The 22,552-nt window shown below is 45.4% G+C and carries 27 protein-coding genes and 1 tRNA gene; 20 read left to right on the top strand and 8 right to left on the bottom strand.

The window, feature by feature from the left end:
* Positions 1-11: 11 nt before the first annotated feature.
* Entirely contained in the window at positions 12-776 is a 765-nt protein-coding gene (locus QRX25_RS12135; RefSeq protein WP_013352896.1) for a DUF1189 domain-containing protein, read from the bottom strand.
* Positions 777-936: 160 nt separating this feature from the next.
* Between QRX25_RS12135 and QRX25_RS12130 the strand changes: the two genes are divergently transcribed.
* The 9 genes from QRX25_RS12130 (at position 937) to pstB (QRX25_RS12090) (ending at position 10,388) form a co-directional block, all read left to right on the top strand.
* Positions 937-1,419 carry a DUF456 domain-containing protein gene (locus QRX25_RS12130; protein ID WP_013352895.1) on the top strand — a complete coding sequence of 161 codons (483 nt, stop codon included), beginning with the start codon at positions 937-939 and terminating at the stop codon, positions 1,417-1,419.
* 165 nt (positions 1,420-1,584) lie between these two features.
* Positions 1,585-2,190 (top strand): superoxide dismutase SodA, encoded by a 606-nt coding sequence (sodA, locus tag QRX25_RS12125; RefSeq protein ID WP_014470669.1) that lies wholly within the window; start codon positions 1,585-1,587, stop codon positions 2,188-2,190.
* 119 nt (positions 2,191-2,309) lie between these two features.
* Positions 2,310-3,599, top strand: a complete 1,290-nt coding sequence (locus QRX25_RS12120) for an MFS transporter (RefSeq protein ID WP_212098489.1) — start codon at positions 2,310-2,312, stop codon at positions 3,597-3,599.
* A gap of 101 nt (positions 3,600-3,700) precedes the next feature.
* Positions 3,701-5,848 (top strand): penicillin-binding protein 2A, encoded by a 2,148-nt coding sequence (pbpA, locus tag QRX25_RS12115; RefSeq protein WP_065981895.1) that lies wholly within the window; start codon positions 3,701-3,703, stop codon positions 5,846-5,848.
* A gap of 156 nt (positions 5,849-6,004) precedes the next feature.
* Positions 6,005-6,907: a phosphate ABC transporter substrate-binding protein gene (locus QRX25_RS12110; RefSeq protein WP_045510545.1), complete on the top strand. Its 903-nt coding sequence runs from the start codon at positions 6,005-6,007 to the stop codon at positions 6,905-6,907.
* A 48-nt stretch (positions 6,908-6,955) separates the two neighbouring features.
* A complete protein-coding gene (pstC, locus tag QRX25_RS12105) occupies positions 6,956-7,885 on the top strand; it encodes a phosphate ABC transporter permease subunit PstC (RefSeq protein ID WP_013352890.1) in 930 nt (309 codons plus the stop codon).
* Positions 7,885-8,769 (top strand): phosphate ABC transporter permease PstA, encoded by an 885-nt coding sequence (gene pstA, locus QRX25_RS12100; RefSeq protein WP_065981894.1) that lies wholly within the window; start codon positions 7,885-7,887, stop codon positions 8,767-8,769. The genes pstC and pstA overlap by 1 nt, the downstream gene beginning before the upstream one ends.
* Before the next feature lie 18 nt (positions 8,770-8,787).
* A complete protein-coding gene (gene pstB, locus QRX25_RS12095) occupies positions 8,788-9,594 on the top strand; it encodes a phosphate ABC transporter ATP-binding protein PstB (RefSeq protein WP_013352888.1) in 807 nt (268 codons plus the stop codon).
* Between the two features lie 11 nt (positions 9,595-9,605).
* Positions 9,606-10,388 carry a phosphate ABC transporter ATP-binding protein PstB gene (pstB, locus tag QRX25_RS12090; RefSeq protein WP_013352887.1) on the top strand — a complete coding sequence of 261 codons (783 nt, stop codon included), beginning with the start codon at positions 9,606-9,608 and terminating at the stop codon, positions 10,386-10,388.
* 98 nt (positions 10,389-10,486) lie between these two features.
* Here the strand turns inward: pstB (QRX25_RS12090) and QRX25_RS12085 are convergent, their stop codons facing one another.
* Together QRX25_RS12085 and QRX25_RS12080 are read right to left on the bottom strand one after the other, a co-directional pair.
* Entirely contained in the window at positions 10,487-10,951 is a 465-nt protein-coding gene (locus QRX25_RS12085) for an endolytic transglycosylase MltG (protein WP_212098487.1), read from the bottom strand.
* Complete coding sequence (locus tag QRX25_RS12080; protein WP_003153047.1) at positions 10,948-11,301, bottom strand: hypothetical protein; 354 nt, start codon at positions 11,299-11,301, stop codon at positions 10,948-10,950. The genes QRX25_RS12085 and QRX25_RS12080 overlap by 4 nt, the downstream gene beginning before the upstream one ends.
* 347 nt (positions 11,302-11,648) lie before the next feature.
* Between QRX25_RS12080 and rpmG the strand changes: the two genes are divergently transcribed.
* The 3 genes from rpmG (at position 11,649) to yqgO (ending at position 12,676) form a co-directional block, all read left to right on the top strand.
* Positions 11,649-11,798, top strand: coding sequence for a 50S ribosomal protein L33 (gene rpmG / locus QRX25_RS12075; RefSeq protein ID WP_003153056.1), 150 nt, complete (start codon positions 11,649-11,651; stop codon positions 11,796-11,798).
* Positions 11,799-11,877: 79 nt separating this feature from the next.
* On the top strand, positions 11,878-12,432 hold the full coding sequence (locus QRX25_RS12070) for a 5-formyltetrahydrofolate cyclo-ligase (protein ID WP_212098485.1): 555 nt from the start codon (positions 11,878-11,880) through the stop codon (positions 12,430-12,432).
* Positions 12,433-12,502: 70 nt separating this feature from the next.
* Positions 12,503-12,676 (top strand): protein YqgO, encoded by a 174-nt coding sequence (yqgO, locus tag QRX25_RS12065; RefSeq protein ID WP_115997645.1) that lies wholly within the window; start codon positions 12,503-12,505, stop codon positions 12,674-12,676.
* 77 nt (positions 12,677-12,753) lie between these two features.
* Here the strand turns inward: yqgO and nhaC are convergent, their stop codons facing one another.
* Positions 12,754-14,118 carry a Na+/H+ antiporter NhaC gene (gene nhaC / locus QRX25_RS12060; RefSeq protein WP_212098483.1) on the bottom strand — a complete coding sequence of 455 codons (1,365 nt, stop codon included), beginning with the start codon at positions 14,116-14,118 and terminating at the stop codon, positions 12,754-12,756.
* A gap of 200 nt (positions 14,119-14,318) precedes the next feature.
* Here nhaC and QRX25_RS12055 point away from each other — a divergent pair, with 200 nt between their 5' ends.
* From QRX25_RS12055 to QRX25_RS12035, 5 genes are all read left to right on the top strand, one after another.
* A complete protein-coding gene (locus QRX25_RS12055; protein ID WP_014470666.1) occupies positions 14,319-14,543 on the top strand; it encodes a YqgQ family protein in 225 nt (74 codons plus the stop codon).
* Between the two features lie 18 nt (positions 14,544-14,561).
* Complete coding sequence (gene glcK / locus QRX25_RS12050) at positions 14,562-15,524, top strand: glucose kinase GlcK (protein WP_013352882.1); 963 nt, start codon at positions 14,562-14,564, stop codon at positions 15,522-15,524.
* Positions 15,525-15,606: 82 nt separating this feature from the next.
* Positions 15,607-16,731 carry a M14 family metallopeptidase gene (locus tag QRX25_RS12045; protein ID WP_212098480.1) on the top strand — a complete coding sequence of 375 codons (1,125 nt, stop codon included), beginning with the start codon at positions 15,607-15,609 and terminating at the stop codon, positions 16,729-16,731.
* A 72-nt stretch (positions 16,732-16,803) separates the two neighbouring features.
* Entirely contained in the window at positions 16,804-17,841 is a 1,038-nt protein-coding gene (locus tag QRX25_RS12040; RefSeq protein WP_212098477.1) for a YqgU-like beta propeller domain-containing protein, read from the top strand.
* 5 nt (positions 17,842-17,846) lie between these two features.
* Positions 17,847-18,161, top strand: coding sequence for an MTH1187 family thiamine-binding protein (locus QRX25_RS12035; protein WP_065981889.1), 315 nt, complete (start codon positions 17,847-17,849; stop codon positions 18,159-18,161).
* Between the two features lie 33 nt (positions 18,162-18,194).
* Here the strand turns inward: QRX25_RS12035 and QRX25_RS12030 are convergent, their stop codons facing one another.
* On the bottom strand, positions 18,195-18,368 hold the full coding sequence (locus tag QRX25_RS12030) for a DUF2759 domain-containing protein (RefSeq protein WP_013352878.1): 174 nt from the start codon (positions 18,366-18,368) through the stop codon (positions 18,195-18,197).
* 154 nt (positions 18,369-18,522) lie between these two features.
* On the opposite strand from QRX25_RS12030, the gene QRX25_RS12025 reads away from it, so the two are divergent.
* Positions 18,523-19,161: an MBL fold metallo-hydrolase gene (locus QRX25_RS12025; RefSeq protein WP_065981888.1), complete on the top strand. Its 639-nt coding sequence runs from the start codon at positions 18,523-18,525 to the stop codon at positions 19,159-19,161.
* A gap of 39 nt (positions 19,162-19,200) precedes the next feature.
* Here QRX25_RS12025 and QRX25_RS12020 read toward each other — a convergent pair whose 3' ends face one another.
* Positions 19,201-19,446: a DUF2626 domain-containing protein gene (locus QRX25_RS12020; protein WP_003153078.1), complete on the bottom strand. Its 246-nt coding sequence runs from the start codon at positions 19,444-19,446 to the stop codon at positions 19,201-19,203.
* A 235-nt stretch (positions 19,447-19,681) separates the two neighbouring features.
* Between QRX25_RS12020 and mgsR the strand changes: the two genes are divergently transcribed.
* Positions 19,682-20,062, top strand: a complete 381-nt coding sequence (gene mgsR, locus QRX25_RS12015; protein ID WP_115997640.1) for a transcriptional regulator MgsR — start codon at positions 19,682-19,684, stop codon at positions 20,060-20,062.
* A 64-nt stretch (positions 20,063-20,126) separates the two neighbouring features.
* Here the strand turns inward: mgsR and QRX25_RS12010 are convergent.
* A tRNA-Gln gene (locus tag QRX25_RS12010) sits at positions 20,127-20,197 on the bottom strand.
* Positions 20,198-20,263: 66 nt separating this feature from the next.
* On the opposite strand from QRX25_RS12010, the gene rsbRD reads away from it, so the two are divergent.
* Entirely contained in the window at positions 20,264-21,094 is an 831-nt protein-coding gene (rsbRD, locus tag QRX25_RS12005; protein ID WP_212098474.1) for an RsbT co-antagonist protein RsbRD, read from the top strand.
* A 37-nt stretch (positions 21,095-21,131) separates the two neighbouring features.
* On the opposite strand, the gene QRX25_RS12000 is transcribed toward rsbRD, so the two are convergent.
* On the bottom strand, positions 21,132-22,433 hold the full coding sequence (locus QRX25_RS12000; RefSeq protein ID WP_212098471.1) for a hemolysin family protein: 1,302 nt from the start codon (positions 22,431-22,433) through the stop codon (positions 21,132-21,134).
* Positions 22,434-22,552 lie beyond the last annotated feature (119 nt).

The raw sequence follows: 22,552 nt of genomic DNA, 5'->3' as shown, positions 1-22,552 counted from the left end.
GGGGGGCAGTCTTACACAGCTGTTTTTCTTGGCGGTATCTCTTTTAAGACGAGGAAAAGGATGATAAAGTTTACAAACCAATTCACTAAAAATTCACTCGGCACCGTAATGACAAGCGCGCGCATAATCGTAAAGAATATGGTGGAGAGCGTAATGGAATAAGCCGAAAGCTTCCAGAGCTGCTGATAATTCAATGTCTTTCTTTGCGCATTTTTTATGATCAGGCCGATGACGGCGAGAAATGAGACTTCGATGAATTTGCCGGCTGCCGTCATGATAAACAGCAAAATGGAAAGGACGGTGACGATCATCGTTTTATTTTGGTTTAAAGCTGATATGATTTCTTTTTTTGTGATATCAGCAGGCATTAATGAATAATTCATTTCTGTCGCCTGTCCGTCTACGGCAAGCACCATTTTATTCTTTAAAATGCCGATCGCGTTTTGTTTCGCCGCTATTTGTTTCGCGCCGTAAGCATCAGTGGGATCAAACACGATGACAAACCCGTTCGCTTCCGTTTCCTTGGAGGCGGAGGCTTTCGTCTGCAATTCGCCGTTTGAAATTTTAAAATCAGGGAAATCTTTTTCTAACACGGTTTTGAAACCGTTCATTGAGTTTACGGTGCCGGAGCTAAGGTAATAAGCGCTCGGCAGCGTAAAAAGGACAGACAGCAAAAATACATAAAGGATCGCTTTTCCTATCCCCTGAAAGCGTGTTTTCGCAATATCTGCCGGAGAGTATGTACTTTTCAATAAAGCGGTAAATATGTTCAACATCTTCACTTCCTAGCCTAAACTGGTATATGTTGCTTATTGTATCGTTCACCGGGGATGAACACAAGCGAGAGTATTTAAAGCGGTGATAAGGAATCATACATAATAAGAAAAAAGCGGAAAGCGGTGATCGCTCCGCAAAACAAAGGAGGGTGTTTTTGTTATGAGCGTTTTGTATTGGGTGATTATCATCGCGGTCTTCGCCGTTGCTTTTATCGGTCTGGTGTATCCGGTGATACCAAGCGTTATTTTTATAGTGGCGGGTTTTCTCCTTTACGGATTTTTGTTTTCCTTCAGCCCATATTCCTACCTGTTCTGGCTCATTGAGGCGGTATTTGCGGCTGTTTTATTCGCAGCTGACTATGTGTCAAATTTACTTGGCATTAAAAGGTACGGCGGGAGCAGGGCAGCGATCTGGGGAAGCACGATCGGATTATTGATAGGGCCCTTTGTTATTCCAGTGGCAGGCATTATTTTAGGCCCGTTTATTGGTGCTGTCTGCGCTGAGGTGTTTGTTCATCAAAAGGATATTAAATCCGCTGCAAAAGTGGGGCTGGGCTCTTTAATCGGCTTTTTAACAAGCGTCGTCGCCAAAGGAGTCATTCAGCTCTTTATGATCGGATACTTCTTGTGGACGGTGCTTTAGAAGGTTTAATTTCGGCTGTGAACGGATAAAGTGTAGTATGTCTGCTGGAATCGCCGGATTGTGAGCTTTTTCATTGATTACCATGCTTTCTTTTGTTACATTGAGATTAGAAAAGTTCGCGCATAGCGGCATTTCAGTACATATATTTAAAGGAGGAAAAAAATTATGGCTTACAAACTTCCAGAATTGCCTTACGCTTATGATGCTTTAGAACCGCATATCGATAAGGAAACGATGACGATTCACCATACGAAGCACCATAACACATACGTTACAAACCTAAACAAAGCGATTGAAGGATCAGCGCTTGCAGAGAAATCTGTAGATGAGCTTGTTGCTGATTTAAACGCAGTGCCGGAGGATATCCGCACGGCTGTCCGCAACAATGGCGGCGGACATGCGAACCACTCTTTATTCTGGACTCTTTTATCTCCGAACGGCGGAGGCGAACCGACTGGTGAGCTTGCTGAAGAGATCAAAAGCACGTTCGGAAGCTTCGATCAATTTAAAGAAAAATTCGCTGCAGCAGCTGCCGGCCGTTTCGGTTCCGGATGGGCTTGGCTTGTTGTAAACAACGGCAAACTTGAAATTACAAGCACGCCAAACCAAGATTCACCGCTTTCAGAAGGCAAAACGCCTATCCTCGGTCTTGACGTTTGGGAGCACGCTTACTACCTGAACTACCAAAACCGCCGTCCTGATTACATTTCAGCTTTCTGGAATGTTGTGAATTGGGATGAAGTTGCCCGTCTTTACAGCGAAGCAAAATAATTGAGTTAAATCATCACAAGGTCTCCCGCGGGAGGCCTTGTTTTTTTATTGACTTTGATTCCTTTTACATATCTCAGTTTGAGTGAGACAAACTAATGTGTAGTAAAGGGGAGTCAATGATGAGCAAAATAAAAAAAATTATCGGCGACATCGAAATAAATAAAGGGCTGCTGCTGTTATTGACGATTGGCGGCCTGTACTCTTTGGGCATCGCGCTGTCAAATACGTTTGTCAACGTGTATTTGTGGAAGCAGTCGGGAAAATTTATTGATTTGGCCATATACAATTTATCAGTCGTGACGATGCAGCCGTTTACCTTTCTGCTGGCGGGGCGGCTGGCTAAAAAAATTGACAGGGTGTTTATTCTTAGGTTCGGCGTTATCTTTTTGGCTGCTTTTTATTTAAGTGTGCTGCTTGCCGGGCAAAATGCGGCTTCCCGTCTCGTTTTGATAGGGGCCGTGCTTGGAGTGGGGTACGGCTTTTACTGGCTGGCTTTTAATGTGCTGACTTTCGAAATAACGGAACCTGAAACGAGAGATTTTTTTAACGGATTTTTAGGCATTTTGTCTTCATCGGCGGGGATGATCGGTCCGATTGTGGCCGGATATGTCATTTCAAGACTTGAAAACAATACGGGTTATACAGTCATTTTCAGCCTGTCGCTCGGCTTATTTGCTCTCGCCGTGGTCATGAGCTTTTTTCTGAAGCGGAGGGAGTCGAAAGGCCGGTTTATGCTGAAAAAAGTTTTTGAGGAGCGCCACACAAATCTGAATTGGCGCCGGATTACCAACGCGCACTTTTTTCAAGGCTTGAGAGAAGGGATTTTTGTTTTTTTAATCAGCGTATTTGTGTTCATTGCGACAAACAGTGAGCTGGCGCTCGGGACGTTCGGTCTCGTTAATTCTGCGGTTTCTTTTTTTGCCTATTATTTTGCATCAAGGCTCATCAAAAAAAGAGCGCGTAAAAAGGCGATTCTTATCGGCGGATTGATTGTGTACGGCGCCCTGTTTCTCATTATTTTTCATATGAGCTTCACAACGCTTCTTATGTACGGAGTATTTATTGCCATCGGCTATCCCGTTCTGCTTGTGCCGTATGTCTCGCTTACATATGATGTGATAGGCCGGGCGCGGCTTGCCAGAAAGGCCAGAATTGAATACATTGTGCTCAGGGAATTGTTTTTAAATGCAGGCCGGATCGTTTCCATCCTGTGCTTCCTTTTAATCGTTACATTGCTGAAGGAAAAAGTGGGGATACCGACGGCACTCGTGCTGCTCGGAGCCGGCCATCCGCTGATTTATTACTTTATAAAAGACATCAAACTGGATCCGGAAACTTCTGATGAAACAGTGGAAGAAGACCGACAAAAACGGGCGGCTGAACCGAATTTTATAAAAGGAGAAAGATAAAAGGGTTATCTGTAGAAAAATATCGAAAAAACCTTTAGAATGAAAAATGGCACCTGAACAAAGGGTGTCATTTCTTTCTGTAAATAAGAAAAGGTGATGTCATGAGGAGAAATAAAAAGAAAATAGCAATAAACAAAGAAAAGAAAAAATCACTGCCGATCCGGCTTAATTTTTTGTTTTTGGCCGCGTTTCTTATTTTCACGTGGATTATCGTCGAGCTTGGCATCAAGCAGATCGTTCAGGGTGATGACTATAAAAACGCCGCCAACAAGCAAGAGGAGTCTGATGTCAGCACGGCGGTTCCGAGAGGGAAAATATACGACCGGAACCTTAATCCCATCGTAACGAATAAAGCATTAAATGCGATTACATATACACGTTCAGCCTCAACCACCCAGGCACAGCGTTTAAAAATCGCAAAAAAATTGTCTGGTATGATTAAGGTAAGCACCAAAAAGGTGACTGAACGGGACAAAAAAGACTATTGGATGTTAACAAGGCCTGATGAGGCAAAAAAACTGATTACGGCTAAAGAAAAGCAAAAAGCTGAGGACAAAAAGCTGTCTGACGATGATTTATACCAGCTCCAGTTGAAACGGATCACGGACAAACAGCTGAACGAACTCACTTCAAAAGATATGCAGGTCCTTGCGATCAAAAGGCAGATGGATTCAGGCTACTCACTGACGCCTCAATACATCAAAAATGAAGGTGTGTCGGCTAAAGAAATGGCCGTCGTCAGCGAACATTTAGATGAACTGCCGGGGGTTGACGTGACGTCTGACTGGGAACGGTCTTATCCTTATAAAAGCCTGATCCGCACATTGCTCGGCAGTGTGTCCAGTGCGAACGAAGGCCTTCCGTCCAACCTGCTGGATCACTATCTGTCACTCGGCTACAGCCGGAATGACAGGGTCGGGAAAAGCTATTTAGAATATCAATATGAAGACCTGCTGCAGGGACAAAAAGAGAAAGTGCAGAACTTGACCGACTCATCCGGAAATGTCACGGGCAGCAAAGTGATTTCAAAAGGACAGGCAGGTAAGGACTTGGTTTTATCCATTGATATGGATCTGCAGAAGTCCGTTGAAAAAATCATTGAGAAAAATTTAAGGTCGGCAAAAGCGAGACCGAGCACGAAGCTTCTTGATCGGGCCTTTGTCGTCATGATGAACCCGAAAAACGGCGAAGTGCTGACTATGGCCGGCAAACAGATTACGAATGACCATGGAAAGTACAAAATTAATGATTATGCCCTCGGCGCAATGACTTCCTCCTATGCAATGGGATCGGCGGTCAAAGGTGCGACGGTATTGACGGGACTCCAGACGGGCGCGATTAATTTGAACACCGTTTTTCAGGATGAACCTATGTATTTCAAGGGAAGTAAAAACCCGAAAAAATCATGGACGAATTTAGGTCCCGTAGACATCCAAAAAGCGCTTCAGGAATCATCAAACGTATTCATGTTCAAAACGGCGATTGCCGTCGGTAAAGGGGAGTACAAAAAAGGTCAGTCCCTGCCGCTTGATATGAAGGCATTTGATACTTTCAGATACTACTTCAATCAGTTCGGACTGGGAGTTAAGACTGGAATTGACCTTCCGAATGAAGCGACAGGGTATCAAGGGACACAGCGAATTTCCGGTCTTCTGTTAGACTTTGCCATCGGACAGTATGATACGTTTACACCGCTGCAAATGGCGCAGTATGTATCAACAATCGCCAATGGAGGCTATCGTGTGAAACCTCAGCTTGTAAAAGAGGTCAGACAGCCTGATTCGAAAAAAGGAATCGGCGCCGTTGTGCAGTCTGTTCAGCCTCAAGTACTGAACAAGATTGATATGAATAACGCAGACATCAAAGAAGTGCAGGCGGGTTTCAGACGCGTCATGACGAAAGGGACAGCCGCAACTGATTTTGCGACTGCGAAATACAGTCCTGCCGGTAAAACGGGAACGGCACAATCTTTCTATGACGGTCCGGACAAATCAGAGACGGGCGAAGCAACATATAATACGACTCTTGTCGCTTATGCACCTGCTGATAATCCGGAAGTTGCTATTTCTGTAGTCGTTCCTTGGGCCTATATTAATTACAGCGATCGATATTCGATTACGGATGATATAGGAAGAGCAGCCCTGGACAAATACTTCGAGCTGAAAAAGAAGCAAGAAGATAATAATACGAAGCAAAAAAACGAAGATAAAATTCAGGAAGACGCTGAAAACGGCAATACAAATAACTGATAGAAAAAACGCTCACAACCTGTGGGCGTTTTTTTTATACAAAAAAACATCTGGATTTACAAAACCTTAACATTTGATTTATACGCATTTTACACGAACCCTTTACTCTATACGTGTAGGACAAATTACACATTAAACGCAGGGGGAATTCAGGAAATGAAAAAAAACAAATGGATGCTTATGCTTCTGATGGCTGCTGTTATGATCGTTGCTGCAGCATGCGGAAATGCAAAGGAAAGCGGCAAGACGGACGGCCAATCTGCAAGTGAGGATAAAAAAGCATCAGGTTCTTTAACCATTTCTGGTTCATCAGCCATGCAGCCGTTAGTACTGGCAGCGGCGGAAAAGTTTATGGAAAAACATCCGGATGCTGATGTGCAGGTACAAGCGGGAGGTTCAGGAACAGGTCTTTCACAAGTGTCTGAAGGCGCAGTGCAAATCGGCAACTCAGATGTTTTTGCCGAAGAAAAAGAAGGCATTGATGCGAAAGCCCTAAAAGATCACCGTGTAGCGGTAGTAGCGATGGCGGCTGCGGTTAACCCGGGTGCGGGCGTGAAGGATATAACCAAAAAACAGCTGGCAGACGTCTTTACAGGCAAAATCAAAAACTGGAAAGAGCTTGGCGGTAAAGATCAAAAGATTACACTCGTAAACCGTCCAGATTCATCAGGAACACGCGCTACATTCGTCAAATACGCTCTTGACGGAGCAGAGCCGGCAGAGGGCATCACGGAGGATTCCTCCAATACAGTCAAAAAAATCATTGCGGAAACACCGGGAGCAATCGGTTATCTGGCATTCTCTTATATAAACGATGATAAAGTAACGCCTTTATCGATCGGCGGCATCAAACCGGAAGAGAAAAATGTCGTCACAGGCGAATATCCGATTTGGGCTTACGAGCACTCTTATACGAAAGGTGATGCGTCAGGCCTGACAAAAACATTTCTTGACTATTTGAACAGTGATGATGTTCAGAAAAGTATCGTAAAAGATCAGGGCTACATTCCGATCTCTGATATGAAAGTCACACGTGACGCAAACGGCAAGCAAAGCTGAGGGGAGGGCGGGCTCCCCGCCTCTTCTTCTTTATAGGAGTGTAAACAAATGATAAATCACAGAGAAAAAGAGTCAGTAAGCGAACGCTTAATAAGCTCAAAACAAAACAGGCAATTGGATGAAGTCCGCGGAAGAGTGATTGTGTCTGTCTGTGCGGCGATTATCATTGCGGCATCAGCGGCGATCACAATCTTTCTCGGCATTAAGGGGCTGCAATCTTTTTTTGTAAATGGTGTAAGCCCGATTGAGTTCTTAACAAGTCTGAATTGGAATCCAACCCAGGCAAAGCCTGAGTTCGGCGCGCTGCCTTTTATTTTCGGATCATTTGCGGTCACGGTTCTTTCCGCCTTGATCGCAGCGCCCCTCGGTATCGCGGGTGCCGTGTTTATGACGGAAATTGCGCCGACTTGGGGGAAAAAGGTGCTGCAGCCGGTAATTGAGCTGCTTGTCGGCATTCCGTCCGTCGTTTATGGATTCATAGGTCTTACAGTATTGGTTCCGTTTATCGGCTCTTTTAAATCAAGCGGAACGGGTCACAGCCTTCTGGCGGGAACGATCGTGCTTTCGGTTATGATTCTGCCGACCATTACGTCGATTTCCGCTGATGCGCTTGCTTCACTTCCGAAACACCTTCGCGACGGTTCATATGCGCTTGGTGCGACGAGATGGCAGACAATCAGGAAGGTGCTCATCCCGGCGGCGTTTCCGACATTGCTGACCGCTGTCGTGCTCGGGATGGCAAGAGCGTTCGGAGAAGCTCTCGCCGTACAGATGGTCATCGGAAATACAAAGCTTCTGCCGGAAAGCCTGCTTGATACGGCGGGAACATTAACGACGATAATCACCTTAAACATGGGCCATACCACATACGGCAGTATTGAAAATAATACGTTATGGTCGATGGGGCTTGTTCTTCTCATTATGTCGTTTCTGTTTATATTGCTCATACGCTACTTGTCATCTAGGAGGAAAGTGTAATGAACCGGAAAATGACGGATAAATTGGCCACCGGTGTATTCGGTTTATGCGCCGCTGTGATCGCGGCGATTTTGGCAGGATTGTTTTTGTATATTCTGATTCACGGCGTCTCTGAAATCACCTTGCATTTTCTTACGTCAAAATCGAGCGCCATCGCGTCCGGCGGCGGGATACGGGATCAGCTTTTTAACTCCTTTTACATTCTGTTTATCACCATGCTGATCACGATACCGCTTGGTGTGGGGGGCGGCGTCTTTATGGCTGAATATGCGCCGCAAAATAAAGTCACAGATTTTATCAGAACGTGTATTGAAGTTCTATCGTCGCTTCCGTCCATTGTGATCGGGATGTTCGGCATGCTGATGTTTGTGAACCTGACCGGATGGGGCTACACGATTATCGGCGGCGCGCTCGCATTAACGGTCTTTAACCTTCCCGTAATGGTTCGGGTGACAGAAGGCGCGCTCACCGCAGTTCCTAAGGAGCTGAAAGAAGCTTCTCTCGCTTTAGGCGTATCGAGATGGCATACCGTCAAAACTGTGCTGATTCCGAGTGCGATTCCTTCGATTTTAACCGGAGCCATTTTGGCATCAGGAAGAGTGTTCGGAGAAGCGGCGGCATTGTTATTTACAGCGGGGCTGACAACGCCGCGTCTGAACTTTACGGATTTGAACCCGTTTTCAGAAGCCTCTCCTTTAAACATTTTCAGGCCGGCTGAGACGCTGGCGGTTCATATATGGAGTGTCAATACGCAGGGGATCATTCCCGATGCAGAAGCGATTGCAAACGGCGGCTCGGCAGTGCTGGTGATCTCGGTGCTCTTGTTTAACCTTTGTGCAAGATGGCTCGGATCTGCCATTTATAAAAAGCTTACGGCAAATTAATCGAAAAGAGGCGAAAACATGATAGATCACATCGTAAGGGAACAATCCGAACAGACAAAGCGATCGCCGGAGTCTTCGATTTTGGAAGTGAATGATTTATCAATTTATTACGGTGACAAACAAGCGGTTAAACATGTAAACATGGATATTGAAAAACATGCGGTGACGGCTCTGATCGGTCCGTCCGGCTGCGGTAAATCAACATTTCTGAGACAGATTAACAGAATGAATGATGCCATCCCTTCTGCGAGAAGCGAGGGGGATATCCTTTATGAAGGACTGAATATTCTGGGAGATGAGATTAATGTCGTGTCTCTCAGACGGGAGATCGGTATGGTGTTTCAAAAACCGAATCCGTTCCCGAAATCCATTTACAATAACATCACACATGCGCTCAAGTATGCGGGTGAACGCAGAAAAGCCGTTTTGGATGAAGCTGTAGAAGAAAGTTTAACGAAGGCGGCGCTTTGGGATGAAGTCAAAGACCGGCTTCATTCATCGGCTCTTTCGTTATCAGGCGGCCAGCAGCAGCGGCTGTGTATCGCCCGTACGCTTGCGATGAAACCCGCCGTGCTTCTTTTAGATGAGCCGGCCTCAGCTCTGGACCCCATTTCAAACGCCAGAATCGAGACGCTGCTGACTGAACTGAAGAAAGATTATTCGATTATTATCGTTACGCATAACATGCAGCAGGCCCTGAGGGTGTCTGACCGCACGGCTTTCTTTTTAAACGGAGAAGTAGTGGAATACGGGCAGACGGAACAGATATTTACGAGTCCCAAGGAGCAAAAGACAGATGACTATATTAACGGAAAGTTCGGATAGGGGGAAGGACCGTGAGCGTTGTGAAAGAAGCGGTGCACACACAGAATTTATTTGATATTCACGGCATGAACGTATGGTACGGGGCTCATCAAGCTTTAAAAGACATCACGATCGGGTTTGAGGAGCGGAAGGTAACTGCCATCATCGGTCCGTCCGGCTGCGGAAAATCCACTTTTATTAAAACATTAAACTTAATGCTGCAAATGGCTCCGAATGTCAAAGTGACAGGTGACATGATCTATAACGGACGCAATCTGCTGAAGGAGAAGACGGATGCGGCAGAATTAAGAAAACAGATCGGTATGGTGTTTCAAAAAGGCAATCCGTTTCCGCAGTCCATATTTGAAAATGTTGTGTACGGCCCGAGAATACACGGCGAAAAAAATAAAAAGAAACTGCTTGAAATCGCCGAGGAATCTTTAAAGGCAGCAGCGCTCTGGGATGAAGTGAAGGATCGTCTTCACCAGCAGGCGCTTTCACTGTCGGGCGGCCAGCAGCAGCGGCTGTGCATCGCAAGGGCGCTCGCCACAAAACCGGATGTCCTTCTGATGGATGAACCGACGTCTGCCCTCGACCCCGTGTCCACCCGGAAAATAGAAGAGCTGATTTTGACTTTGAAAGAAAAGTACACAATTGTCATTGTGACGCACAATATGCAGCAGGCTGCGAGGGTCTCTGACCAAACCGCGTTTTTCTATATGGGCGAACTGGTAGAGTGGGGCGATACGGGAAAAATCTTTTCACAGCCGGATCATCAAAAAACGCATGACTATATCAGCGGAAAATTCGGATGAAAAAACGGGCCCGGCCATAGACCGGGTCCGTTTTATATTGCTCATTAAAAAAGCCTGCTGGCCGTATCCATCTGAATGGACGATGCCTGCAAGCTTTTTTAGCGGGTTAATATTTTGACGATTTTCTTGAAGCTCATATCTGAGTCGACTTTGAAATGGCCGGCACGGATTTCTTTGTGGTAGCCCGCGTCAATTACGTAATCATTAAAGTCCTTCGCTGAAGGAATAATCCCTTCTTTTTCGAGAATGGATGACACATCAGCAGTGCTCATTCCGTCTTTAATCGTCAGTTTATATGTTACCTTTTTCTTTTTGGCGTCTGAGTTTTGATCGTTGCTCAGCGATTTTTCTTTAGAGTCAAGCAGTTTTTGATAGTCATCCCGTTTGACAGAGACTTTTTGCTGAGAGTCGAGGTAGCTGTTTACTTCTTTTTCTGTTAATGCTGTTTTTTCAGTTTTAACGGCAGCTGCCTGGTCATGGTCAGTCAAATAAAAGACAGCGGCGAGGACGGCCGTCGCTAAAATCATGCCTGCTGCAAAAGCCTGAATGCCACGTTTTGTCATACGAGCACCTTCTCATTATCTTTAATAATGGTATTGACGTCCTCGACAGACACGTGCTCCGCCTTTGCGATGGCTTCGGCAGACATCCCGTTGTTATATTTTGAAATGATTTGTTTGGCGATTTTTTGGTTAATACCGCTGCTTTTGGCTTTGCGGATCACGAGGTTGGTTTCCAGCAATTCTTCTTCAAGCACCGTCATTTTCTTTTTTAACTTGTAAATTTCCTGCATGGCGGAAAGCTGAAGCGTTTCAAGCTCCTGTTCCACGTCTTTCATCGGATCTCTTTGAGAATATGAGAATGCAATAAGCGCTATACTGACGATAAACAACGCAATAATAGCAATTTCCACGTTTCATCACCTTCTATTATTAATTTGCCCTTCTTTTTTATACCATAAAACGCCGCCATTCTAAAGGAAATAGAGAAAAAAACGGAATTTTGTCGGGAAATCTTTTTTATTCGGGGAGCAAACGGATATTTCTCTATAGATTTCGCATGTGAATGTCCTTTTTTGTCCTGTTTCGTCATATTTTGTATCCGTCTTGCGCAAGCTCATTCAGGGGATCAGAAGCGTAAACTGATGTTTTCTGCACTTAAACAACATTTCATGTAAATCAGCTCTAGCATTCCGTCCATTATAGTGGTATTATATATAAGTCTGAATAAGTAAATGATATTTAGTTTGGAGGGAAAATAATGCGCGTTAATATTACTTTGGCTTGCACTGAATGTGGTGAGCGTAACTATATTTCTAAAAAGAACAAACGCAACAATCCGGACCGCGTTGAATTTAAAAAATATTGCCCACGTGATAAAAAATCTACGTTACACCGTGAAACAAAATAAGCTGTTTAAAACGGCGGAAAAAAGCTGGAGCTTTCAATAAAGTTCTGGCTTTTTTGTCTTTCAGGGAGGTTTGAGGAACGTGAAAGCACAAATCAGAACCGATATAAAAGCAAAGCTTTCTGATATAACAGAAAGTGAATGGGAGGAAAAATGCCGCAGCATGCGTGAAACGCTGTTTTCTTTAAAAGAATGGAAACAAGCCCGCATGATCGCCGTTACCGTCTCGAAACGCTTGGAAATCCCGACACGGCCGATTATTGAACAGGCTTGGAAAGAGGGGAAACAAGTCTGTATCCCGAAATGCTTCCCAAAAACGGGAGCAATGGAGTTCCGTACATTTTCTGGGGATGATCAGCTGGAAACCGTATATGCAGGCCTTAGTGAACCGATCGAAAGCCTGACGGAAAAAGTGGCCCAAAAAGACATTGATCTTGTACTTGTGCCAGGTGTAGCTTTTGACCGGGAAGGCTTCAGAATCGGATACGGCGGAGGATATTATGACAGGTTCCTGACCGGCTATGACGGCCGTACCGTATCGCTTCTCTTTGACTGCCAGCTGACGGACCGAATTCCCCGCATGCCCCACGATATTCCGGTCGATACGATCGTGACTGAATCTGAAACCATCGCTTAATCGCATAAAAAACGTCTTGCACCGGAATAATTTTTGCTGTTTGACAAACGATAGGGGCAGGAGGGATAAGATGAAAAAATTGTTGATCTACTCACTATGCGCCGTATCTGTTTTAGCTGTTTACCAAAACCGCTATCGTCTGATGAACAGCGTGCTCAGCCAGCCGGGGATCAGACGGTCGTTTATTCATCTCTTTTTAAAAATACCGTTTATCAGAAATAAGTTCATTCAGCAGGCATTTTAAACAAATCCCGTTTCTTCAGCGGGATTTTTTGCATGAAAAAACCTGCCGGGAAAAAGACGGCAGGTTTCTTCGGATTGTCAGTTTTTTTTCAGGAAACCGAGCAGGATTGAGATCATCGGAGAAATGTACAGGAAAAAGGTAAACGGCAGGTAGTCGATGACGGGAACCCCTAATGCGCTTGCCATAAAAGCGCCGCTTACTCCCCATGGAATCAGCGGGTTGATCAATGTTCCGCCGTCCTCCAGCGACCGCGCAAGGTGAATCCGCTTAATGCTGAGCCTGTCATATAAAGGTTTATAGGACTGACCCGGAATTAAAATTGACAAGTACTGCTCGCCTGTCGCGAGATTTACGCCTATGCTTGAGAAGACGGTCGCCAAGACAAGCCGTCCTTTCGTATGCACGCCTTTTATCAATCCTTGAAGCAGTGCTGCGATCAGGCCCGTTTTTTCCATCAGGCCGCCGAGCGCAAAGGCAATCATGATCAGAGAGACGGAACCCATCATGGATTGGAGCCCGCCTCTGTTGATAATGCTGGCTACAGCCTCATCGCCGGTTTTAAATGCCGTGCCGCTTTGCAGAGCGGAAATAAATCCTTGAACGCTGCTGTCAGGAATGAAAACAGCCGTCAGAATCCCAGCGGAAATAATACCGGCGGTAAGCACCGGAATAACGGAAACCCGTCTGACCGCCAGAATGATTACCAACAGAGGTGAAAGTAGCGACCAAGGCGTAACGTGCACGGCCTGTTTAATTCCGGAAATGACCGCCTCAATATTTTGCGTTGAAGCGGCATTTATTGAAATGGATGAACCGAGAATATAAAAGAGAACAATTGTAATCAGCAGTGCCGGAACGGTCGTGCCCATCATATGGCGGATATGTTTAAAAATCGGAATTTCGCCGATTCCGGCGGCAAAATTCGTCGTGTCGGACATCGGTGACATTTTATCACCGAAACAAGCCCCGCAAATGACTGCTCCCGCCGTCCATTCGAGCGGAACACCCGCCGCGCTTGCTACCCCTAACAGCGCGACGCCGATTGTACTGACAGTTGTCAGACTTGAGCCGACAAGCGTGCTGATGATCATGCAGGAAAATAATGCGGTCAAAAGCAGCTGACTCGGCTGTATAATCGATAAAGCGTAAACGGTGACGGTGGGAATGGCACCGCTGTACATCCAGGCGCCGATCAGCACACCGATCAAAGACAGCACGATAATCGGCTGTACTCCGTTTTTCAATCCGTTGACAATTCCTTTTTCAAGACTGTCCCACGAGAAACCGAGCCACAAGCCTGCCAGAGCCAGAATAATGACGCAAAAAAACAGCGGCATATGCGGCTCCGTATGAAAGAAAAACAGGCAGGAAATAATGACTGCTAACATCAAGACAAATAAACTGATGGCTGAGATGAACGTCAGCCTTTTTTCTTGTTTCAAAACAACACCCCATCAAACTTTAATCCTTTTGTGCTTTTGGGCACGAAAGTATTGTAACAGAAAAACGCATAAATGAGTGTTTTTTTACAATTATGAATATACATTTTATCAAAATGCCGCTAGGATATTTTCTCCAATCGTTTTTTACTTGACGCCCGCTTCAGAGATGAAATACGCTTATACTCATAAGAAGAGTGGAAATGGTGAAGAAGATGAATTCATTTTATGACGTGCAGCAGCTGTTTAAGTCATTCGGCCATATCGTTTATTTCGGTGACAGACAAGCCGAAATTGACTTTATGAAAGATGAATTAAAGGAGATGTACTTGTCAAACGTGATTGAAAGAGAATTATGGCTGAAAGCCGCCGGAGTTCTTCAACAGGAATCAGAACGGATCAAAGGAAGGTCCAACAGCAGGATTTAATAAGAAAAGGAGATCATTATGGAAGAGACATGGTTTGCGGGGATTGATCTTGGCGGAACAACCATCAAGCTGGCCTTTATCAACATGTACGGTGAAATTCAGCACAAATGGGAGGTTCCGACCGATAAATCAGGAAACACAATTACGGTCACGATCGCTAAAGCGCTAGACCAGAAACTAGAAGAATTGAATAAGCCGAAACGGATCGTAAAATGGATCGGCATGGGGGCGCCCGGACCCGTGGAAATGGCGACGGGGATGGTTTATGAGACGACAAATCTGGGGTGGAAAAACTATCCCTTGAAAGACCATCTCGAGGCGGAAACGGGTATTCCGGCCGTCATTGAAAACGATGCTAATATCGCGGCGCTCGGAGAAATGTGGAAAGGTGCAGGCGACGGGGCTAAAGATGTCATTTTAGTGACGCTTGGAACCGGAGTCGGCGGAGGCATCATCGTCAACGGAGAAATCGTTCACGGTAAAAACGGTGCAGGCGGAGAAATCGGTCATATTTGCAGTATCCCGGAAGGCGGGGCCCCGTGCAACTGCGGGAAATCCGGCTGTATTGAAACGATTGCGTCAGCAACCGGCATCGTCCGCATCGCGAAAGAAAAGCTTGCAGCGGTTTCCGACTCTTCGCTCCTGCAAGTGCGCGATCTCACGGCACGTGACGTGTTCGAAGCGGCAAAACAGCAGGATAAGACAGCGCTGGAAGTCGTCGATTATGTCGCAAAACATTTAGGCCTTGTGCTCGGAAACCTGGCAAGCGCCATGAACCCGACGAAAATCGTGCTCGGCGGAGGCGTCTCCAAAGCAGGTGAAATACTGCGGTCAAAAGTGGAAGAGACCTTCAAAATCACCGCGTTCCCGCGTTCTGCGGAAGCGGCTGATATTTCCATTGCGGCACTTGGAAATGACGCCGGAGTCATCGGCGGGGCGTGGATTGCCAAAAATGAATGGCTTAAATATCAAAACTGCTAGAGAAAGTCTGCCTGCCCATATAGCGGGCGGCTTTCTTTTTTTATCTCCCACGTCATATAGTTTTTAAAAAAGGGGGATGAACATGGCGGGAATTCGTGTCAAACCTGAAATGAAACATCATATGAAAGCTGTCGCAAAGGTGCTTTCAATTGATGAAAAACTGTTGAAAGACGCCAATAAAACGGCGGAAAGCGAGGAATTATTTTGTCCCGGCTTTGTCATGAGCGGGCAGTCAGAGGGTACTATCGGGACGCTGAGCGGGCTTTCGCAATATATCCGGCGCTGTAAAAGCGTTCTTTCCAGTGATCAATGGGTGAAGGAAGAAAAAGTGTACGGCGCTCAATCGGTTTTCGAAGAAATTGAGAAAATAACGGATGTCTTTCCGTTTGTCACGTGCCGTAAAATCGGCAGTTCCGTGTTGGGAAAACCGCTTTATGAGCTGAAAATAGGTGCGGATACAGCCGAAAGAAAAGTGCATGTAAATGCCTCTTTTCATGCTAATGAATGGATCACCACCTCGGTTGCGCTAAAATGGTGTAAAGAATATTGCGCGGCGTTATGCGAAAACAAGACGGTTTTTGGGCATTCCGCGCTTGATATATTCAGCCGTACATCACTGTCATTCGTTCCGCTCGTAAATCCCGACGGTGTTGATCTCGTACTTTACGGATGTGAAGATTTATCAGAAAAAAGTGAATTTCTTAATGAGTTAAATGAGTACCGCCCGGATTTCCGCGAATGGAAGGCGAATATAAACGGCGTTGATTTAAATAAACATTTCCCATCCAATTGGGACATTGAACAGAGGCGCAAACCGAAAGCCCCTTCGTACCGGGATTTTCCGGGCATGGCGCCGCTCACTGAACCGGAAGCGCAGGCGATGCACCGGCTGATAACCGAACAGCCGCCTGACAGGGTGATCGCTCTCCATACGCAGGGAGAAGAGATTTATTGGGGATACGAAGGATGTGAACCGGAACAATCAGCTCAGGTCATCCGGGAGTTTGAAGAGATAAGCGGAAACCGCTATCAAGGTGTAAAAACCATTGACAGCCATGCCGGTTTTAGAGATTGGTTTATACAGCAATACGGAAAAGAGGGCTATACCGTTGAACTTGGAAAGGGAAAAAACCCTTTGCCTTTTCATCAGTTTGCTGATATTTATCAAGCGACGGAAGGCATTTTGTGGAGGTCGCTCGTTTTTTGAGACATCTGTGAAATTTCTCATTTGTTTACATAAACAAATATGGGACAATAGAAAAGAATGGGGGGAAGGCTGGTGAGATACTTGTTTTGTGTTCTGCTGTCCGCATTCGTTCTGTGTTTAGCGGCCTGTGAACCATCTCATCAGCAGCATGACACAGGCGTTTCGGCAAAATCAGCAGAACAGAAAATCGTTCCGCTCAGTAAAAATGAAGCGGAGAAAGCGGAAGGATGGCTGGATAACAGAACCATTCTGTATACAGTGCATCATCAGCTGATGAAATATGACCTTTTCAGCGGAAAATCCGAACGGCTCTATGAAACAAAGGGCCATATTGTCAATGTAAAGATCAGCCCGAAAAAACAGCTGATTCTCGTTCAGGTGACAAACAGCGGGCAGACGGAGCTTGTGCTTATGAACAAGGAGGGGAAAAGACTTTATTACAAAGCCTTTAACTCTTATGAGCTGGAGACGGCTTGGAATCCGTATGACCCGTATCAAATGATGATTACCGTTTTTACTGAAACATGGGACTTCACAACCTATACGGCCGATATGAAAAACGGCATTTTAAACATGAGTCCGGTTCAGACACCTTTTGTCCATTGGACGGCTTCTGATGAATTTCAATATATCAAGCAAGGGAAAACGGAAGAAGAGGGTCCTTTATATTCTTATGACTTGCAGACGAAAAAAGAAAAAAGAGTGCTTCATCACGTCATCTGGGCCGATTCCCGCCTGGGTATGACGATTGCCGTCAGACAAACTGATCAATCAGACGGCGACGGCGAGTTTCTTTTCCGAAAACCGGCATCCGTGACACACCGCTTTCCTCTTCAAAAAAAGTATGAGAGCTTTGCGCCGATGGAATATGATTACGATCAGACGCACAAGCGGTTTTACACATTTAAGCCGGAGGGCCGTTTATACAGGCTGATCAGCTTTGACTTAGGGGACGAACGGGAGCGGACGGTGATCGCGAATACGGCAATGGAGCCGATTCAGATCTCACCGGATGGGGAATACGCTCTATACGGCTTTACGTATGACCGTCTGATTTCGCTGAAAACAGGTATGACAGAACCAATCATAACAAATGAAAAAGGAGTTTGAATCAAATGGCAATTGCAGATGTGACAATTATTCCGATCGGAACAAAAACACCGAGCGTCAGTGAGTATGTAGCGGACGTGCAAAAGATTTTGGAAGGCTACAAAGCTGCCGGCAAAATCAAATTTCAGCTCACACCGATGAACACTTTGATTGAAGGTGAGCTGAGTGACTTGTTTGCAGTCATTCAGGACATTCACGAAGCCCCGTTCCAAAAAGGGCTGAACAGAGTGGCGACCAATATCCGCATTGATGACAGACGTGATAAAGAAACGACGCTGGAGAGCAAAATCAAAAGTGTCAGCAAACATTTGCAGCAATAAAAAATAAGCCTGTATCCAAATGGATACAGGCTTTTAATGTGCAGTCGGATAGCCGCTGGTTATAACGGTCATTACGGTAAACCAGCCAAACACGCCCAGCGTGGCGGCGGCTAACAAAAATCCCAGGATATTTCTCTGTCTGACAGCCCGCAGGACTCCTAATACAGCTAATAATGCGACAAGGCCGAAGATTACAACAAGTAACATCATGCTCCCCCTTTGTCATTGGAACCTGAAAATCTTTCCATTTCATTTTAACCGTTTTCATTTTATTTGTCGATAGCGTTTTCCCAGCCGCATTCATTGAATCTTCCGCAGAAAACCTTCATAATAAGGGCATATACATAAAGAGGTGATGAAAGTGAAATGGAGACGAATGCCGGCCGGTCCGATTCAGGCAAACGCGTATTTTCTCGTCAGTGAGGATCAGTCCTGTCTTATTTTTGATCCGGGCGGGGAAGCGGACAAAATCAACAATTACATAAAAGAAAACAATCTGAAGCCGCTTGCCGTCTTGCTGACGCACGCCCATTTTGACCATATCGGCGCGCTTGACGAGGTAAGAGACAGATGGGATGTTCCCGTGTATCTTCACAAAAATGAAGAAAAGTGGCTGGAGGACTCTTCCTTAAACGGATCAGGCCTATTGCGGGGCATCGCCGTCACGGCACGGCCCGCTGATCGGCTGATTGAAGGCGATGGCGTTTTGGACATCGGACCGTTCCATTTGGAGACGCTGTTTACGCCGGGTCATTCACCTGGAAGCGTTTCTTATTATGTAAAGGACGCCGATCTTGTGATTTCAGGCGATGTGCTTTTTCAGGGGGGCATCGGCCGCACGGATTTACATGGAGGAAGTCAGGACGTATTGCTAGATTCCATCCATCAAAAATTGCTCACATTGCCCGGGCATACACTTGTGTTAAGCGGGCACGGCCCGGAAACGGACATCCAGACAGAGCAGGAGAGAAACCCGTTTATCAATGGTTTTTCACTGTAAATGAAAAAAGACAGACCGTCATCGGTCTGTCTTTTTTAGTCAGTGGGTTCCGCCGCCCGGTGTCATAATAAAAATAGAGTAATATGTAAATCCGGCGAAAAATACGGTTAAGTAAGCTCCGAAAATATAAATATACATCCGCTCAGTCAGATTCAAATAAGAAAGAAACACGAAAAAGATCGTCTGTCCAAAAAACAAAAGAGATGCGTCCTTCATGCCGCCTAAAAAAAACATTACTGCAAAAATCCCCGTCCAAAATCCTAACACCCGGAACATGCGATTCATTCCTTATCCCCTCCCGAGAGTCTATCTGAAGTTTATTATAATAGATCGGCAGTCGAAATGTAAACATTTTCATGATTATATTTATTGTGGAATTTATGTCTTTCCCTGTGTTTTATATCTTATGCCGCTCTGAACAAAAGATCCGAAAAATTTTTTGAAATACGTTTAGTGAAAAAAAGTTCAGGGTACTTATGTTTACAAAGAGACGGATTATCCGAGGGAGGAATTTTTAAAAATGAAAGAACTTATTTTTTATTCATACCCGAGCTGCACATCATGCCGAAAGACGAAACATTGGTTAAAAGCCCACAATATTGACTTTCATGAGCGCCATTTATTCAGGGAGACACCGACAATTGATGAATTGAAACAAATCTTATCCTTAACGACCGAAGGAATTGATGAAATATTAGCGACGAGAAGCCAAACATTTAAAAACCTCAACCTGAACCTTGAAGAAATGACTGTAAATGAAGTGCTGAAGCTTCTGACTGAAAAACCGAAGCTGCTGCGGCGTCCGATCCTGATCGATAACAAAAAGCTCGTTATCGGATATAATCCCGGAGAATTAATGAAGCTGACGAAGAAAAAAACGGTACATCAATCCGTATCATAAGAGAAAAACGAAGATCCGCTGATCAAACATTATCAGCTAATCTTCGTTTTTTGCGGTTACAGGACTGGGCTAGCTGGATTCGAACCAACGATCACGGAGTCAAAGTCCATTGCCTTACCGCTTGGCTATAGCCCATCGGATGTAATTACAGTATGTGCGTCCGGCGGCAATTTATACATACAAAGTGAATGGAGGAAACCCGTGAAACATTTGAATGAAGTATTATATGAAACATTGATTGAAGAATCAGGTGAAATCACACGCCAATGGCTGCTCATACCCGAATCGGCGCGGCCTTCAGGTGATCAGAAAGCAGAAACGCAGCACCGCCTGTTAATTGAAATCGTTGCCAGGATTCTATCGGGAAAAGACGGCGGGGACGAGGAACTGACAAAGTGGGCGCTGCAGTTCGCAAGAGACCGGGCCGTGCATGAAGTCCCGGTCTATGAAAGCGTCGCGCGCTTTAAAGAATTCCGGAGCTTGGTCTGGAATCGCATACAGACATGCACTGAAACGATGTCCGAGAAGCCCGGGACGTCTGCGGTATTTCAATGGGGAGAGAAGCTGAACAAAGCAATTGACCATATGATCGAAGTCTTTACAGAGGAATATTATAAAGTGACGATTACGCAATTAAACGCCCAAAAAGAAATGATTAATGAATTAAGCGCGCCGATTATGCCGATTGCCGACGGTATTGGGATTTTGCCGCTTGTCGGCGAAATTGACACATACCGGGCAAAGATCATTTTGGAATCGGTGCTTGACCAATGTTCTTCGCTCCGGCTTTCCTATTTGTTTTTAGATATCTCAGGCGTGCCGATTGTGGATACAATGGTCGCTTATCAAATTTTTAAAGTGATTGACAGCACAAAACTTCTTGGCATAGAAACGACAATCTCAGGCATCCGGCCGGAAATCGCCCAAACCGTCGTGAAGCTCGGCATCGACTTTTCTCAAGTGAAAACAGAACAGAGCCTGACGAAGGCGCTGGCGAAAAACGGATTTGTCTTAAAAGAATCATTAAGATGATAAAAAGCTGAATGGCCGAGAGGGATTTCTCCCTCAGCTATTCAGCTTTTTCAGCTTCAATCGTCTTAATATGGTGGCTGTCGATTTCTTTTACCGTGAATGTGTATCCTTCAAAATCAATCGTGCTCCCAGGCTTTGCATCAATATGCTGAGTCAGAAACCAGCCCCCGAGTGTATCGACTTGATCAGCCGTAATCTCTGTTCCGAGTACATCATTGACGTCACTGATCAGCAATTTGGCGTTCAGGAGATAGCGGCTGTCCCCAAGCTTTTGAACGGAGGGTGTCTCATCCGTGTCAAATTCGTCCCGGATCTCGCCGACGATCTCTTCGATGATGTCTTCCGCCGTTACTAATCCCGCGGTTCCGCCGTACTCATCAATGAGAATGGCCATATGAGCATGTTCCCGCTGCATTTTAACGAACAATTGATAAATCGGGATCGTCTCAATCACATGGATCGCCGGCTGAATGTAAGGGCTGAGCTCGTGTTTTGTAAACGGAGCTCCTTCTGATAGGAATCTGAATAAAACTTCTTTTATATTGATGATGCCGACAACATGATCTTTGTCTCCCTTTATGACGGGATACCTGGTATATTTATTTGTTTTGATAATATCCCGGAGTATATGTCCCGATCCGCTGTCAAGCGGCAGGCTTACCATTTCATTCCGGGGCACCATGATTTCTTTTGCAGTGCGTTTATCAAATGTGAAAATGTTATTTACGTAATGCAGCTCGCTTTTTTTGATCATGCCGTTTCGATAGCTTTCGGCAAGGAGCACCCGCAATTCCTCTTCCGTATAGGCCATTTCATGTTCGGAAGCCGGCTTCAAGCCGAACAGGGCTGTAATCAGGCGTGCGGAATGATTAAGCAGCCAGATGAACGGAAACATTAACTTATAAAACAAAATCATCGGTTTAGCAAACAAAAGTGTAATCCGCTCAGCTTTTTGGATAGCAAAACTTTTCGGTGCGAGTTCACCGATGACGACATTCACATATGTAACCAGCAGAAATGCAATGATGAGTGACAGTACATGGGCAACCGCTTCATGAAGTCCGGTTTTTAAAAATAACGGCTGAAGCATTGCTTTGACTGTCGGTTCACCCAGCCAGCCGAGTCCCAAGGCGGTTACGGTGATGCCCAATTGGCACGCCGATAAATATTCATCAAGGTGTGTAATGACATGCTTGGCTGCTTTTGCCCCTTTCACCTCTTCCTGAATGAGCTGATTGATGCGGGAGCGCCTTGCTTTAACAATTGAAAACTCTACAGCGACAAAACATGCCGTTAATAAAATAAATAGTACGATGGCAGACAGTTTGATGATATACAATGGAACGCCTTCCGAGAAGGAAGGCTTGCACCTCCCTTTTTTCGGAATAATACCACTCTGGAAAGCTGGTCAAACATCAAACCTGGTTTAGCTCGATGCAATTACGGTAATTAAAAGAA

Origin of the sequence: Bacillus sp. L381 (assembly GCF_030284525.1) — a bacterium.
Classification (GTDB): Bacteria; Bacillota; Bacilli; order Bacillales; family Bacillaceae; genus Bacillus; species Bacillus amyloliquefaciens.
Note: the sequence above shows the minus strand (reverse complement) of the source record. Positions and strands in the feature narration are given on the sequence as shown.